Genomic DNA, 14,603 nt, shown 5'->3' on the forward strand with positions numbered 1-14,603 from the left:
TCCGATTAGCAGAATTAGGTTCGGCAGTTTAAAACGACTCGGAGTATTTCCGGTATGCGTCTCGGTGTGTCCATCAGCTTACTTGCGTTTTGGATGGCGTAGCAGGCACACTCTCTCATTTTTGGTTTGGATAGAAAAGATGAGCTTGAATTGCCGCTATTCTCTCGCGCCTTTCGCCGTCAGGTACACGACTGTGTTGGCTTTATGTGCTTTGCAAGGCTGCTTTTCGCCGCTGGCGCTGGACAGGGCAGTTGTCGAATACGACAAGGTTGCCACCGATATTTTGTCGAAACAATTGTTGCTGAACATCGGCCGGGCCCATCAGCACCAACCCATGCATTTCACCGGTGTCTCGAACATCGCCGCTACGTTTAATTTTCAATTCAATGCCGGTGCCACGCCGGCCTTTACCGGTGAAGTCGGTTCGGTGATGACGCCCGTATTTGGCGGGACGATGTCGGAAAATCCGACTATCAGCATTGTGCCTATTGAAGGCGAAGAGTTTACCCGGCGCTTGTTGACACCGTTTCAGGAAAGCAAGCTGACCATGTTGTTGCGGCAAGGCGTGGACGTGGATTTGGTGCTGCGTCTGCTTGCTGGCGAGCTGCGTCTAAACGGCGGCGAGCAGGCTGGCGTGTACTTGAACAAACCCATGGATGGTGACGGTTATAGGCTGTTCCGCCAAGCCGTGCTGCATTTGTCGTCCATTCAGGATAGCCATAAGTTGTTTGTGGAACCGTTGATATTCAATCGCAGCTGGAGTCTGCCTGCCGAATCGCTAAACGCCGAGCAATTGGCTGCTTTGCAAAAAGACTATAAAGTTGAGTTTAGCGCAGACCAAAAGCAACTGACCTTAACTAAGCGGGTGACCGGACGAATCCTATTGACCAATTACGATCCCGTAACATTGAGCAACGAAGAGCGTTTGCGTTTGCATGAAGAAGCCGATCAAGGCGCCGAGAACGATGTCAGCGTCGATATTCGAGCAGGCTATCCTGGTGGCGAGTGGCCGCTGCATGGCGTGTTTCGTTTGCGCAGTTTTCACAATGTATTGAATTTTATCGGTCAAACGATAAGCGACGATCCGGAGTATCCTGTCGATAAACATCCGCAAACGCCTTCGGTTAGAGAGAATCCTGCGCAAACCATGGCCTTGCTGGTTAGCGAAGACGAGCCGTCGTCAACCGATATTAGTGTGCGTTTCGGCGACAATTATTATGCCTTAGAGCCGGAAACCGGCTATCAATGGAATCGGGAAGGTTTTAGATTGTTATGCCAGATTTTTCAAATGACCATGACCGATTTGGCGCGCAAAGGTGCGCCGGAAATCACCATTTCCAAATAAACGGGAGACATTTTGAGCGAAACTATCGATAAAAACATGGTGATGCGCTGCGTGGCCTATCAAAAAGGCCTGGGCATCGGTGACGTTACCATCGAAGACATCAGCGAAGTGTTGCTGAAAGACGATACCTTTATCTGGTTGGGTCTACGCGAGGCGAATGCCGAGATATTGAGAAAAATTCAGCAGGAGTTTGGTTTGCACGATCTGGCGATTGAAGACGCTTGTGCTGCGCACCAGCGGCCGAAGATCGAGGAATACGGCGATTCCTTGTTTATCGTGTTGCACACGGCGGAATTGATCGAGAAAAAAGTGGAATTCGGCGAGACGCACATTTTTATGGGGCCGCGCTTTGTGGTCACCGTGCGCCATGGCGCGTCGCAGAGTTTGAGCAAGGTGCGTGAGCGTTGTCAGGCCATGCCGCACCAACTCAGCAAGGGACCGGGTTTTGCTTTGTATTCGATTATGGATTTCATCGTCGATAATTACATGGTGGCGATAGCCGGCTTGCAAGACCGTTTCGATGTGCTGGAATCCGCGATATTTCAATACCGGCCCAGCCGGCAAACCATGGAAGACTTATACGAGCTGAAGCGCGAATTATTGCTTTTGGAAGGAGCGATTAATCCGGTTATCGACATTTGCAACGAGTTGATGCGCTTTCATGTTGGCCTGATACATAAGGATGTCAGAGTATATTTCCGCGACATCGCCGATCACATCAAGCGTGTTGATCAGGCTATCCACGGTATGCGCGAGATGTTGTTGGCGGCGATGCAGGTGCATCTGACTTTCGAGACCGTGCGGCAAAACGAGGTGGTCAAACGCTTGGCCGGTTGGGGGGCGATTTTAGCGATACCGACTATGGTATTCAGTTGGTACGGCATGAACTTCCGACATATGCCGGAACTGGATTGGGCCTATAGCTATCCCTTGGTAGTGGGCAGCGTGGCGGTGTGCAGCTTGGCCTTGTATTGGCGTTTGAAGCGGGCAGGATGGTTGTGAGCTACAAACCCGCTAAGAGTTGCCCGGTTGGGTGAATATTTATACGCTTGGTTTTGTATCAGTTCCCGCTCGCCTGCAATTGCTTCAGCGTTTCCGCAACTCGTTTGGCATCCAGGGCCGGGTCTACATCGTCATCGATACGGCGTATGGTTAAGTCGGGATCGACGATAAAGGTCCAGCGTTTGGCCATGTTCAATATGGGCATTTTTACGCCGTAGGTTTCGCTGACTTTGGCGTCCGCGTCAGACAATAAGGTGAAGGTCAGTTTGTGTTGCTGATGAAATGCCAACAGATCCTGGACGTCATCCGTACTGATCCCGTATACCTCGGCATTTTGTTTGCGGATCAGTTCGATGGCGTCGCGGAAAGCGCAAGCTTGCGCAGTGCATCCGGGTGTACCGGCTTTAGGATAAAAATACAAGACTGTCCAACCTTTCCCGCGCCGAGCGGCTAAACTTACTGGGTCGCCAGCGTGCGCTTGCAGTTGAAATATCGGTGCCGATTGGCCAACTTGCAGCGGAGCCGCGTTTGCTGTCATCGAAAACGTTGGTAAGGCGAGCAGCATGAAGACCAAGAGCCTGAATGTAAGAGTGTATTTTTGCATGCATGATCTCCCTTAAGGGGCTTACGACGGTGAAATACCGAATGTTTTTGTGTTTAATTATAATCGCCAGTATGCCGCAAAAAGCCGCTTACACAATGGTGAATAGGTAATCGCAGTGATTCGTTTGGATAGGCCCGACATCCATTTTCAACAGATAAGCCCCATGGTTCGGGCGTCCGGACCGAAAGCCGGAAAACTTTAGTGTTACGGTTCACCTTATATTTCACTTATATTACTCGTGGTTTTAGGCCGGTTGTTTTTAAGTTTTTGGCCGGCTGGTGTCTATTTTGGAGTTGAATAACGGAATAAGCAAAATGACGCGACCGTATTACTTTTCCCGGTTTTCTCGAATTTTGTGGCTGAATCTGGTCATGTTTGTGATTTTCGTGATCGCATTCGCGGTTTACGTGCGCGCCGAGAAGCAAATTGATCGCGCCAACGAAATCCGCTTTGCGTCACACTTGCTGGCCGATGAATTTAGGCAATCGTCCAACGATCTCTCGCATGTGGCGCGCAGTTATGTCGCGACCGGCGATCCGGTTTATAAACACTATTTTCAAGAGATTATCGACATTCGCGACGGCAAACTGCCCAGGCCCGAAAATTATCACGACATGTATTGGGACTTGGTGATCGCCAATGCTCATCCGGCGCCGCAATCAAGCACGCAGCCGGTGGCCTTGCTGGAGTTGATGCGGCAAGCCGGGTTTTCCGAGCAGGAACTGGCGAAAATGGCCGAAGCCACGACCGATTCCGCTGCACTTATCCAAATAGAGCGCACGGCGATGGACATGGTTGATTCGAATCAGGGAATGCCCGACGGCAAATGGCATCAAGCCAATCTAATGCTGCACGATGCGACTTACCATCGAGCAAAAGCGAAAGTCATGCAATCGATCATCGACGCCTTCGAATTGATAGACCTGCGCACGCAACAGAGTGTGGTTGCCAGAGCGCGTATTGCCTTTTGGTTGCGGGTGGTGTTTGTGGTGTTCGGGGTAATGTTGCTATTGACGCTTTGGCGGGCGTATCGGACTTTACACGCAATATTGGGAGCCTCGGTCGATGAATTGCACGATCAGATCGTGCGGCTGGGTAGCGGCGATTTTTCCGCCGATATTCCGGTAAGCAAGGGCATGCGCAACAGCGTGTTGGGCTGGTTGGCGGAAACGCGGGCAAGTTTGGCAAGCGTTGAAGCCGCGCGCCGCACTGCCGAGGCAAGAAATCTGCGATTGACGCAATTGTATGCCGCGCTAAGTCAATGTAACCAAGCCATCGTGCGCTGTACCAGCGAAGCCGAATTATTCCCGCAAATGTGCCGCGACGCCGTGATATTTGGCGGCATGAAAATGGCCTGGATCGGCATGCTTGACCAAAACAGCCAAACTATTAAACCGGTTGCCTGTTATGGCATCGGCATCGAGTATCTGGATGGCATTGAAATATCAATAGACGAGAACCTGCCGACCGGGTGCGGACCAACCGGTACCGCAGTCAGAGAGGACAAACCATATTGGTGTCAGGATTTTCAACACGACCCCGCCACCGTAGCCTGGCATGCGCGTGGGGCAAAATTCGATTGGCAGGCTTCCGCGGCCTTACCCTTGCATCGAAACGGCAAGCCGGCTGGGGCGTTTATGCTGTACGGCGATCAAATCAATGTGTTTGACGATGCCGCGCGCAATCTGCTGTTGGAAATGGCCATGGACATCGATCATGCCATCGGTGGCTTCGAGCGTGAGGCCGAGCGCCAGCAAGCGCAGCAGATGGAAAGTTTGCGGGTGTTTATGCTGGAACGGCTCAACGGTAACCTGCAGTTGACGGATATTTTGCATGATGCGGTTACCGAACTGGAAATTATGTTGGCTGGTAGCATTTGTTCGATTTTGCTCGTGGATGATGAGCAATGTTTACGGCTAGGCGCGGCACCTAGTCTTCCGGATTTCTACAATCAGGCGATCGATGGGCTAAAAATTGGTGCCGGAGCGGGGTCGTGCGGCAATACCGCGTACACCGGGCAAAGAACGATTGCGGAAAATCTGGCCGAGCATCCCTTTTGGCAGCCTTTTTTGCCGCTGGCAGAACGGGCCGGTTTGGCGGCATGCTGGTCGGAGCCGGTACTCTCCGCCGGTAAAAAAGTGCTGGGTACCTTTGCGATTTATCATCGTCACCCTGCCGTTCCCAGCAAACATGAATTGCGCTTGCTGGAAATGGTGGCGCATTTCGTCGCCTTAGCTATCGAACGTAAGCAGGCTGAGGAGCACATTTATTACTTGGCCAATTACGATTCGCTCACCGGCTTGCCGAATCGCAGTCAATTGGACGATCATTTGAAATATGCATTGAGTTTGGCCAAACGGAGTAACGGCCACTTAGCTCTGATGTTTCTTGATCTCGATCATTTCAAAAATATTAACGATACCTTGGGGCATAGCGTCGGCGATGCGCTATTGGTGGAGTTAGCCAATCGGCTTTGTGCCGTGTTGCGCGAAGAAGATACCGTGACCCGTTTGGGCGGCGACGAATTTATTTTCTTGTTGCCGGGCACCGATGCCGGCGGGGCGGCGAATGTCGCGCAGAAGCTTCTTGATGCGATAGCCGAACCTTACCGGATTGAGGAATTCGATTTGACGATGAGCGCATCGATTGGCATAGCCTTGTATCCTAACGACGGCGAAGATCTGGAAAGCCTGTCTAAAAGCGCCGATGTGGCCATGTACCGAGTCAAAACCGATGGCCGGCACGGTTACCGCTTTTTTACACCGGAAATGCAAGCCCGCGCCCAGCGCAATCTACAACTGGTTAATGCCTTATCCCATGCCTTGGACCGTGAACAACTGCATGTTTATTATCAACCGCAGGCGGACATTCATAGCGGGCGCGTGATCGGTGCGGAAGCTTTGTTGCGCTGGCGGCATCCCGAGTTTGGTATGGTTTCGCCGGCCGAATTCATCCCGGTAGCGGAAGATAGCGGACTGATTTTGCCTATCGGTGAGTGGGTATTGCAAACGGCGGTGCGGCAAGCGAAAACCTGCCTTGATCAGGGGTTGTTGGGGCCTTTGATCATGGCGGTCAATCTCTCGGCTGCTCAATTTAGTCATCCGGCCTTGCCGGATTTGGTTTCGCGCATACTAGAAGAGGAAGGCTTGCCGCCTGAGTATTTGGAGTTGGAATTGACCGAAGGGGTGTCGATGCAGAATCCAGAAGCGGCTATAGCGGTGATGAATAATCTGCATGATCGCGGGATACGCATGTCTATCGACGACTTTGGTACCGGTTATTCGTCGCTGAGTTATTTGAAGAAATTTAAAGTATACAAATTAAAGATTGACCAATCTTTCGTCCGCGACATCAGTACTGATTCGGAAGATAAAGCCATCGTCAATGCGGTGATTAGTTTGGCCGCCAGCCTGGGTTTGCGGACCATAGCCGAAGGTGTGGAAACGGTTGAACAACGGGAGTTTTTGCGCGAACAGGGCTGTCAGGAAATTCAAGGCTATTTATTCGCTAAGCCGATGCCCAGTGACCAGTTTGAGCTGTTTTTGCGGCAAAGTGTTATCGAGTCCACCATAGCGATTTGAATAGCATACAAATTGACGAAAGGGTGGAGCGGGTCCATGCTTGTTTACTAAATTCGGCGGTGCTGGTGACCGGCAATGCCTTGCCTTGCATCTTGATTTTTCGCCGACTTAACGGAGTCAGCCCTTGAACGACGTCAATCCCCTTTTTAAAAATCTGCCCGATTCGCTGCCGATTTCGCCCTTGGCGGTTCTGATTCTCATCACGGTGCTGGTCGGCGCGAGCATGTCGTTTTATACCATTCCCGCCGAGTCAGAGGGGATTGTGTTGCGCTTTGGCGAATACATCGAAAAAGTTCCGTCCGGTTTGCATGCCAAACTGCCATTTGGCGTGGATAGCGTCATCACCGTGCCGACTCAGCGTCAGCAGAAGCTGGAGTTTGGCTTTGCCACGGCAGGCTTCACCAACCCGGATCAAATCAGTGACGAGCCGGCTTTGGAAAAGTCTATGGTCACCGGCGATCTGAACTCGGCGCTGGTCGAGTGGATCGTGCAATACCGGATCACCGATCCGGAAAAATATCTATTTGTGGTCCGCGACCCCGGTGTGACTTTGCGGGATATTTCCGAAGCCGTGATGCGCGAAGTGGTTGGTGATCGCACTGTCGATGAAATCATCACCATCGGCCGGCAAGAAATAGAGGAAACCGTATTGGCACGTGCGCGCCTTTTAGCCGAGCGCTATCAATTGGGGGTGTCAATTAACCAGGTACAACTGAAAAATGTGAATCCACCCGAGCCGGTACAGCCCTCGTTCAATGAAGTGAATCGTGCTCAGCAAGATAGAGAGAATGTCATCAATTTGGCTAATGGCGAATATAACAAAGCCGTGCCGCGTGCACGTGGTGAAGCGGATCAGAAAGTTCGCGCGGCGGAAGGTTATCGTTTTAAACGAATTAACGAAGCGGAAGGGGATGTCACCGCTTTCAATCAGGTGTTGGAGCAATATCTAAAAGCGCCGGACGTGACCCGCGCGCGGATTTATCTGGAAACCATGGGCGAGGTGTTGCCGCAAGCCAGCCAGCAAATTATTGTCGATGACACGGTGCAGCAAATATTGCCGATGTTGCCGTTTCCCGGTCAGGCAGCGGGAGTAGTGAAATGAATTTATCGATAAGAAACTGGCTGTTAATCGTTGTTTCGGGGTTTTTGCTATGGCAATCGGTGTTTACCGTTGATCAAACCGAGCAAGTCATCATCACCCAGTTCGGCAAACCGGTCGGCGAGCCGATTACCAGCCCTGGTTTGCATTTCAAGATCCCGTTTACCCAGCAGATCAATAGCTTCGATAAGCGTTACCTGGCCTGGGATGGGCCGATGGTGGAAATGTCCACCAAAGATAAGACCTATGTACAGGTCGATACCTTCGCCCGCTGGCGCATCACCCAGCCCATGCAATATTACTTGCGCTTGCGCGACGAACGCAGCGCGCAATCGCGTTTGGAAGATATTTTGGGTAGCGAGACCCGCACGGCGATTGCCCGCCATGAATTGATCGAAGTGGTGCGTTCGGATAAGGATCGCAAACCCTTGCAAGACGAAAGTTTGGGGCCGTTGACCGGCGAAGGCACCATAGGGGTGCTGCGGCCGATTCGGGTGGGCCGGGCGGCAATCGAAAAAGACGTATTCGATGCGGCCGCGCCGAAATTGGCGGAGTTTGGTATCGAGCTGCTGGATGTACGTTTCAAACGCATTAATTACAACCATCAAGTGTTGGAGCGTATCCATCAACGGATGATCAGCGAACGCTTGCAAATTGCCCAGCGCTTCCGCTCGGAAGGCGAAGGCGAGGCGGCCAGAATTAACGGTAATCGGGACCGGGATCTTAACGAAATCGAATCGACGGCTTACAAGCGCGTGCAAGAAATTCAAGGGGAAGCGGATGCCAAGGCCACGGAAATTTACGCTAAGGCATACGGGCAAAAGTCCGAGTCCGCCGAGTTTTACAAGTTCTTGAAGAGCATGGAAACCTATCGCAAAGTGATAGACGGCGACGCCACCATAGTATTGTCTACCAATAGCGATTTATTTGGCTTGTTGAAGCGGGTGGAGCAAAAGAATCGTTGATAGCCGCCAAAACAGCGCTGCTGTTTGTATCGCCAATAAGCAAAAATTAAGCTACGGACGGCAAACTTTATCGCAAGCAAATAATTGTTTAACAGGAGGTTTGCGATGTTAAAAACAACAACAGTCATCGTTTTGGGTTTATTGGTTTCGTCTGCTGCGTTGGCCGACCATGAGCATTGGGGGCATCATCATGGCCACCATCATCACGGGCATTATCGGCCGATGTACCGGGAAGAAGTGGTTTATTATCAACCCGCCCCGGTCGTTGAATATGTGCCGGCTCCTCGGTATTACGCGCCACCACCGCCACCGGCTTATTACGGCTACGACCAGCGTTCGCCGCAGGGCTTGTTAGGTGGGATGGTCGGTAGTGCAATGGGCTATCAGCTCGGAAATGGCGACCCGATAGCCGCCGGCATTGGTGCCGCCGCCGGGGCTTTGCTCGGTAACGGTATGTACTGAGATTGCCTGATCGGAGCGCTCAATATTCCAGTAACTTGAAAAAACTTTTCGGCGCGCCGCAAATCGGACAGTCCCAGTCGTCGGGGATGTCCTCCCAGCGGGTGCCGGGCGCAATGCCGCTATCCGGATCGCCCTTGGCTTCGTCGTAAATGTGTTCGCATTCCTGGCAATGGTATTTTTTGTAATCGCTCATTGGATTTTCCCTGGATATTAAGCGGCGCAATCGCCGAGAAATCGCGAGAAAGCAGTCGCCATTATCGGCAATATGCTTAATAAGCGGTGGTCGGCATCCAATATATGCAGACGCGCGCGATGTTCGCGGCAGAAGCGCCAGGCGTTTTCCGGTGGTACCACATCATCTTCCCAGCCGTGAAATACCTCGATATTGGCTGTTGTTGGTTTAAACTCGGTCCGCGCGTAGCCCGGCAAATAGAATGCCGGCGCGATCAAAAACAAGCCCTTCGGCTTGATGATTTCCGCCGCGACGGTCGAAACATAAGCACCCATGCTGGAGCCCACCAGCACTATCGTTTCATGTCCCGATACATCCAGCGCTAACAGCTGTTGTACCCGCCAGTCCGGATCGTTGCTGGCTTGATAATCCGGGCTGATAAATTCAAACCCTTGCCGTTTGGCGACCTCCGCCAATGCCAAGGGTTTTTCGCCCCAGGGAATACTGTCCTTGCCGTGGTTGTATATCACCAGTTTGCTCATGATTTTTTCTCGCTGTGCGAAAGCTTATTTTCTGAAAAATAAATTGGCCAGTAACGTGATCAGCACGCTGGCCACAATCATCGATGTAATCGGTATAAACACGAAGCAGTTTTTATTCTGAATCCGAATATCCCCAGGCAGCTTGCCGAACCAATTCACCAACCATGGGGCGTAATTCAGAACCAAGCCGAGCACCAGGATGGCCGAGCCGATAGTAATGAGTGCTTTACCGGGTTCCATTTTTTTCCTATGCGTTACGGAATGACTACCACTTGCGCGAAACCGCCGCCCGGCGTGCGAAAGTTGGTGGTTTGGCCTTGGTAGAGGCGGGCGCAGAGCAATTGGGTTTGGCCTTGATAGACATAGTGGCGCAAATCCAGTTTTAACTCGCCGGCATCCAGATGCCGTTCGCTGGGTTTTACCAGCGTCTGCGCTACATAATCGTGTTGCAAAATATCCTCGAAAACGCGCCGGGTCAATTTATCGCCGCGATACGCCGCTTTACTGCCATAGCCTCTGGCGGGTTTGAAAAACAGCTGCTTACGTTCCGCCCAGAACTGATCGGCATTCTGCGCATCAACCAGCATCGTGTGGGCGATACCTTCTCGCAATAGTGTTCGGGTACGCTCATCGACGCCGATTGTACGCAGAAAGTCGTCTTTGCCCAGCCAGACCAGATTTCTTTTGTCGGCATACAGCGCATGATTTCTGGGGTGCGGCGTCAGCACGGCCGCACCAGCTAAATAGGCTTCCCGTAAAGTCCGGCATTCCAGCGATTCCAAGCCAAAGTCGGTCAAGCGGTTATAAACCAGATCGATTTGCAGATCACCGTGCCAAAGTGCGCCGTCGTCATAGCGCAAGGCCTTGGGGTCGCAGACTACGGTTTTGATTTTATGTTGTTCGAACAACTGTTTAAACAACAGAAACTCCGGCCACAGGTATTGATTTTGTGGGTCTTCATCGACAATGGCAATGCTGCGCAGCGGCGCCAAGCCACGCTCCGCGCGCCACTCCCGGTAAAACATGTCGATAAATAAGGTTTCGGCTGGCTGAGTATCCTGCCCAGGCAATTTAAGTGTGCCAGGCTGCTGGTTGCCGGCGATTTCGCAACAGCTGTTTTGCGCGCGAATCAATAATGCATTAATCATCGCGCCGCCGGCATTGGAATTGATTTCGATCAGTTTTGGGCCGTCAGCGCTCAAATGAAAGTCGTAGCCTAGAAATACGCCATGAGCTTTAGTTAAAAATCGTGCCGCGTCCGGTGCGTATGTAAGTACCTGTTGTTGATACGCCGGCAGTGCAATCACCCGTTCCAGTGCAGCGATGATTGCCAATTGTTGATCCAGGCAAGCTTGATCGATAAACACCGCAGACTCGGCAAACAAATTCGGCCGTTCTTCCGCAATCATCCGATACAAATCGCCGTTTCCGTCCAGCCTGTTCAGTTCGCGACGCAGCGCTGTGCGATTTAGCGACGAGCAGCGGCAATCGCTATTCAGCTGTCTGGCGTTAGGGGTTTGCTCGGGTTCTGGATGGGGATGCATGAAAACGATAGGCGTGGATGGGTGCTGAAACAGAATTTACGCGGCTATTCTAGCGCGATACGCCTGTCCGTTAATCGGTAAATTCTTATACAGATACCTGCTAAATCGGCAAAAATCATTTACAAACAGGCGGTTGAGCTTATTTTGTTAGCTAGCGTACATGCTGATCGACATGTTCTGAACAGCATGATCCAAACTTGTGAAACTTGAGCCTGCACGGTATTTTGCCGATAGCAGCATCACTTTAGCCGTAACTTTTTAGGGTGCGGCAATGATCGGTGAACTGTATGGCATTAAGCCCTTTTTATCGGGCAAAACTAGAACTTGAGCCCGTATTTTGTCAATATGGCAACCTTTGTCCGAATTTGAACTTGCAAAAATCATGACCCAGCAAGCCGTATCACGCACCAATCACACAACCAGGCGCAACTTTCCACCGTATCTGCTGACGGTACTGATGCTGTTGTATGGTTTTTCGCAATCCGCCAGCAGCCAGAGCCCGGAGCCTTCCGTAGGGCAAGCCATACAATCGTTACTAGCCGGCAAACAGCAGCCTTTACTGGCGCAAGCCGATTTTTCGCAGTATAGCGACGCACTGAAACAGCTGTATCAGATGAATGCCAACCAGCTGATTTGGCTGGGCGAAGGTCGAGCCGCGAAAAATCGCGAAGACGCTTTGAGCCTGCTAAGCAATGCCAAAGTCGATGGTTTAAATCCGGACGTTTATGAAGTCGAGCGTTTGCGCGGCTACATACAACAAGCCGCTGCGCTACCGAACACTGCAACGACGCAGTTGGCCTCTTACGACGTGGCTTTGTCGATAGCATTGGTGCATTACGCGCATGATCTACATACTGGCCGGGTTGATCCGCGCGACTTCAATTATCCCCCACAGTTCGCCGCCAAATCCGCAAGCGAGGTGGCGGTATCGCTGAATCAACATATTCAACAACAATCCCTTGCCGAACTGCCGGCGGCGCTGGCGCCAAAACTCAAGCAATATCAGCAGTTAAAGACTTTGTTGGCGGCTTATCGTCAGCAAAATACCGGGGCGCAGAAGCCAAAACTGCTTTTTGCCAAATCGCTGCGCCCAGGCGAGCAAGACGCGCAATTGCCCGAGTTGCGTCGGCGTTTGGCGGAGTTGGGTGTACTGAAAGCGGAAGACCTTGTCGGTGCCGGCAACACGGAAAATTTCTACGATGCGGCAGCGGCGGAAGCCGTGCAACGCTTGCAGCAGCAACAAGGCTTAAAAGCCGATGGGGTGATCGGTAAACAAACTCTGGCCTTATTGAATCAAACGCCGGCCGAAAAAATTGCGATGCTTGAATTAGCCATGGAGCGTTTGCGTTGGATGCCGGAGTTGCCGGAAGGGCCGAGGATATTTGTGAATATTCCGGCGTTTCAGTTATGGGCTTTCAATTCTCGCGACGATCAACAGCCTTTGACGATGAAAGTCATCGTCGGCAAAGCCGAGCAAAATCAGACGCCGGTACTCTGGGAGGACATGAAATATCTGGAATTCATGCCTTATTGGAATATTCCAAAAAGCATCATGGATAAGGAAATGCTGCCCAAGCTTTTGAGTGATGAAGAGTTTTTAGCGAGTCAGGATATAGAGCTGGTGGGACCCGACGTCGCTGAAGACGAAGACGAAAATCAGGACAGCATCGTCGACGAAATCAAGAGCGGGCGGGTGCGCGCCAGGCAGCGACCCGGCAGCAGCAACCCCTTGGGGCGGGTGAAATTTATTTTTCCGAACAAAGCCGATGTGTATTTGCACGATACGCCGGGCAAAGCAGCGTTTAATCGTGATCGCCGCGATCTCAGTCACGGCTGCGTTAGAGTGGCGGAGGCTGAAAAGCTGGCGGAATTTGTGCTGGGCGACCAAGCCGAATGGGACCAACAAACGATACAGCAAGCTATGGCCGGGCCTAAAACCCAGCGGGTCACGCTGAAAAAATCGATACCCGTATTGTTTTTTTATACCACTGTGTTTGTGGGCCTTGACGATAAACCGCGCTTTTACCCGGATATTTACGGTCAAGATCAATTGTTGCAAACCGCTCTAAGCAAAGCCGCTAATCCGGGCGCTAAACAACAATTGGTCAGTAAAGCGGTAAATAATGCCGGCGGCGGTTAATAGGGTTCAGTTTTAGCGGTTTTGGATTATGCTGTTATCCGGAGTGTGGTTTTTTGGGAGACAGGGATATGACGCAAGCAAAAATAGTAAACCAGGCGGTTACCGAGAAAGTTAAGAAATCGCCGGCGCGCAAAGGCAAGAAAGGCAGAATGGCACCGCCGACCAATGGCGAGATTTTGGTCAAAGGTGTGGTGATGGGTATCGTGATTTCCGGGTTGACGCACGCCAGCAAAAGCATCACCCGTGCAATGATCCGCCATCCGCTTGCCTTATTCTCCGGTGGTTTGCTGGCCGGCTATCTGGCGCATAAACATCGCAAGGACATCATCATGCTGGGTAGTCGCACCGCCGTGGAAAGCCGAAATTTCGTGCTGAGACAACGCGAAAACCTCGGCGATTTAATTGCTGAAATCAAGGCAGAAAGCGGCACGACGCTATAATCTTCGGTTTGTTTGGGTTTACCCGGATCTTGCCTCACCTCCGAGTGTTCTGATGTCCGGACTCTCGTATCCGCGTGATTGCAGTGCATAAGCTGCACTACCGCAAAAATTTTTTTACGGTAGATTGCTGGCTATCGCAGTAACTCAGCATCGTCGTCCGCCAGTATCATGAAAATTTACCACATCCACCGCCAGCAACGCTTGGCGCTCAGCCAGCAGCAGGCTTGGGCTTTCTTCTCGTCTCCGCACTATTTAAATCAAATTACGCCGGAGTTTTTTCATGTCGATATTACTTCGCCGGTCCCCGAGGATATTTACCCCGGCTTATTGATCCGTTATCGGATGAAAGCGGTTTTGGGTGTGCCCATGTCTTGGCTTTCGGAAGTCAGCCACTGCGATAAGCCGAATAGGTTTGTCTATCAACAAGCCGTCGGCCCATTTGGATTCTGGAGCCATGAAGTTTGCCTAAGACCTTGCGAGGACGGCATCGTATTGGAAGACATCGTGTTTTATACGATGCCCTTCGGCTGGTTGGGTCAGTTGTTGCATGGCTTTATCGGCGATAAGTTGCAGCGTATTTTCGATACGCGCCGCGATTATCTGCAAGCAAAGTGGGGCGTTGGCGGGCCGTAGCGCATGCAATTTGGTATCGGTTTGGCAGTTGACTTTTTTTAACCGCAGGCATCTAATCAAGACCCTGCACATTC

The 14,603-nt window shown here is 51.7% G+C and carries 14 protein-coding genes; 9 read left to right on the plus strand and 5 right to left on the minus strand.

Translation table 11 applies throughout. The features are described from left to right. Positions 1 to 139 precede the first annotated feature (139 nt). Positions 140 to 1,345 carry a hypothetical protein gene (locus CWO84_RS22040; protein WP_051669615.1) on the plus strand — a complete coding sequence of 402 codons (1,206 nt, stop codon included), beginning with the start codon at positions 140 to 142 and terminating at the stop codon, positions 1,343 to 1,345. 12 nt (positions 1,346 to 1,357) lie between these two features. After that, positions 1,358 to 2,347: a magnesium/cobalt transporter CorA gene (gene corA / locus CWO84_RS22045; RefSeq protein WP_201798999.1), complete on the plus strand. Its 990-nt coding sequence runs from the start codon at positions 1,358 to 1,360 to the stop codon at positions 2,345 to 2,347. Between the two features lie 58 nt (positions 2,348 to 2,405). On the opposite strand, the gene CWO84_RS22050 is transcribed toward corA, so the two are convergent. Further along, positions 2,406 to 2,951, minus strand: a complete 546-nt coding sequence (locus tag CWO84_RS22050) for a peroxiredoxin (RefSeq protein ID WP_051669613.1) — start codon at positions 2,949 to 2,951, stop codon at positions 2,406 to 2,408. 314 nt (positions 2,952 to 3,265) lie between these two features. Here CWO84_RS22050 and CWO84_RS22055 point away from each other — a divergent pair, with 314 nt between their 5' ends. The 4 genes from CWO84_RS22055 (at position 3,266) to CWO84_RS22070 (ending at position 9,058) form a co-directional block, all read left to right on the plus strand. Beyond that, entirely contained in the window at positions 3,266 to 6,532 is a 3,267-nt protein-coding gene (locus CWO84_RS22055) for an EAL domain-containing protein (protein WP_101055278.1), read from the plus strand. Positions 6,533 to 6,656: 124 nt separating this feature from the next. Further along, complete coding sequence (hflK, locus tag CWO84_RS22060) at positions 6,657 to 7,634, plus strand: FtsH protease activity modulator HflK (RefSeq protein ID WP_051669611.1); 978 nt, start codon at positions 6,657 to 6,659, stop codon at positions 7,632 to 7,634. Continuing rightward, positions 7,631 to 8,596, plus strand: a complete 966-nt coding sequence (gene hflC / locus CWO84_RS22065) for a protease modulator HflC (RefSeq protein ID WP_033155311.1) — start codon at positions 7,631 to 7,633, stop codon at positions 8,594 to 8,596. The genes hflK and hflC overlap by 4 nt, the downstream gene beginning before the upstream one ends. A 105-nt stretch (positions 8,597 to 8,701) precedes the next feature. Further along, positions 8,702 to 9,058 (plus strand): hypothetical protein, encoded by a 357-nt coding sequence (locus CWO84_RS22070; RefSeq protein ID WP_033155310.1) that lies wholly within the window; start codon positions 8,702 to 8,704, stop codon positions 9,056 to 9,058. A gap of 19 nt (positions 9,059 to 9,077) precedes the next feature. On the opposite strand, the gene CWO84_RS22075 is transcribed toward CWO84_RS22070, so the two are convergent. The 4 genes from CWO84_RS22075 to CWO84_RS22090 are packed head-to-tail and all read right to left on the minus strand — an operon-like array spanning position 9,078 to position 11,316. Next, positions 9,078 to 9,251, minus strand: coding sequence for a rubredoxin (locus tag CWO84_RS22075; RefSeq protein ID WP_033155309.1), 174 nt, complete (start codon positions 9,249 to 9,251; stop codon positions 9,078 to 9,080). A 17-nt stretch (positions 9,252 to 9,268) separates the two neighbouring features. Then, positions 9,269 to 9,772: a YqiA/YcfP family alpha/beta fold hydrolase gene (locus CWO84_RS22080; protein ID WP_101055280.1), complete on the minus strand. Its 504-nt coding sequence runs from the start codon at positions 9,770 to 9,772 to the stop codon at positions 9,269 to 9,271. A 24-nt stretch (positions 9,773 to 9,796) separates the two neighbouring features. Next, a complete protein-coding gene (locus CWO84_RS22085) occupies positions 9,797 to 10,012 on the minus strand; it encodes a DUF2905 domain-containing protein (RefSeq protein WP_101055282.1) in 216 nt (71 codons plus the stop codon). A 14-nt stretch (positions 10,013 to 10,026) separates the two neighbouring features. Continuing rightward, positions 10,027 to 11,316: a hypothetical protein gene (locus tag CWO84_RS22090; RefSeq protein ID WP_101055284.1), complete on the minus strand. Its 1,290-nt coding sequence runs from the start codon at positions 11,314 to 11,316 to the stop codon at positions 10,027 to 10,029. 382 nt (positions 11,317 to 11,698) lie between these two features. On the opposite strand from CWO84_RS22090, the gene CWO84_RS22095 reads away from it, so the two are divergent. The 3 genes from CWO84_RS22095 (at position 11,699) to CWO84_RS22105 (ending at position 14,529) form a co-directional block, all read left to right on the plus strand. Continuing rightward, complete coding sequence (locus tag CWO84_RS22095; protein WP_101055286.1) at positions 11,699 to 13,456, plus strand: L,D-transpeptidase family protein; 1,758 nt, start codon at positions 11,699 to 11,701, stop codon at positions 13,454 to 13,456. 68 nt (positions 13,457 to 13,524) lie between these two features. Then, positions 13,525 to 13,896 carry a hypothetical protein gene (locus CWO84_RS22100; protein WP_051669609.1) on the plus strand — a complete coding sequence of 124 codons (372 nt, stop codon included), beginning with the start codon at positions 13,525 to 13,527 and terminating at the stop codon, positions 13,894 to 13,896. A 168-nt stretch (positions 13,897 to 14,064) separates the two neighbouring features. Next, complete coding sequence (locus CWO84_RS22105; protein WP_033155304.1) at positions 14,065 to 14,529, plus strand: SRPBCC family protein; 465 nt, start codon at positions 14,065 to 14,067, stop codon at positions 14,527 to 14,529. Positions 14,530 to 14,603 lie beyond the last annotated feature (74 nt).

It is taken from the genome of Methylomonas sp. Kb3 (assembly GCF_002834115.1).
GTDB classification, from domain to species: Bacteria; Pseudomonadota; Gammaproteobacteria; order Methylococcales; family Methylomonadaceae; genus Methylomonas; species Methylomonas defluvii.

Bases quoted from the DNA above. Each gene is read 5' to 3' on its own strand.
- CWO84_RS22040 (WP_051669615.1), top strand. From the start codon at position 140: ATGAGCTTGAATTGCCGCTATTCTCTCGCGCCTTTCGCCGTCAGGTAC.
- CWO84_RS22050 (WP_051669613.1), bottom strand. From the start codon at position 2,951: ATGCAAAAATACACTCTTACATTCAGGCTCTTGGTCTTCATGCTGCTC.
- CWO84_RS22055 (WP_101055278.1), top strand. From the start codon at position 3,266: ATGACGCGACCGTATTACTTTTCCCGGTTTTCTCGAATTTTGTGGCTG.
- hflC (WP_033155311.1), top strand. From the start codon at position 7,631: ATGAATTTATCGATAAGAAACTGGCTGTTAATCGTTGTTTCGGGGTTT.
- CWO84_RS22070 (WP_033155310.1), top strand. From the start codon at position 8,702: ATGTTAAAAACAACAACAGTCATCGTTTTGGGTTTATTGGTTTCGTCT.
- CWO84_RS22075 (WP_033155309.1), bottom strand. From the start codon at position 9,251: ATGAGCGATTACAAAAAATACCATTGCCAGGAATGCGAACACATTTAC.
- CWO84_RS22080 (WP_101055280.1), bottom strand. From the start codon at position 9,772: ATGAGCAAACTGGTGATATACAACCACGGCAAGGACAGTATTCCCTGG.
- CWO84_RS22085 (WP_101055282.1), bottom strand. From the start codon at position 10,012: ATGGAACCCGGTAAAGCACTCATTACTATCGGCTCGGCCATCCTGGTG.
- CWO84_RS22090 (WP_101055284.1), bottom strand. From the start codon at position 11,316: ATGCATCCCCATCCAGAACCCGAGCAAACCCCTAACGCCAGACAGCTG.
- CWO84_RS22095 (WP_101055286.1), top strand. From the start codon at position 11,699: ATGACCCAGCAAGCCGTATCACGCACCAATCACACAACCAGGCGCAAC.
- CWO84_RS22100 (WP_051669609.1), top strand. From the start codon at position 13,525: ATGACGCAAGCAAAAATAGTAAACCAGGCGGTTACCGAGAAAGTTAAG.
- CWO84_RS22105 (WP_033155304.1), top strand. From the start codon at position 14,065: ATGAAAATTTACCACATCCACCGCCAGCAACGCTTGGCGCTCAGCCAG.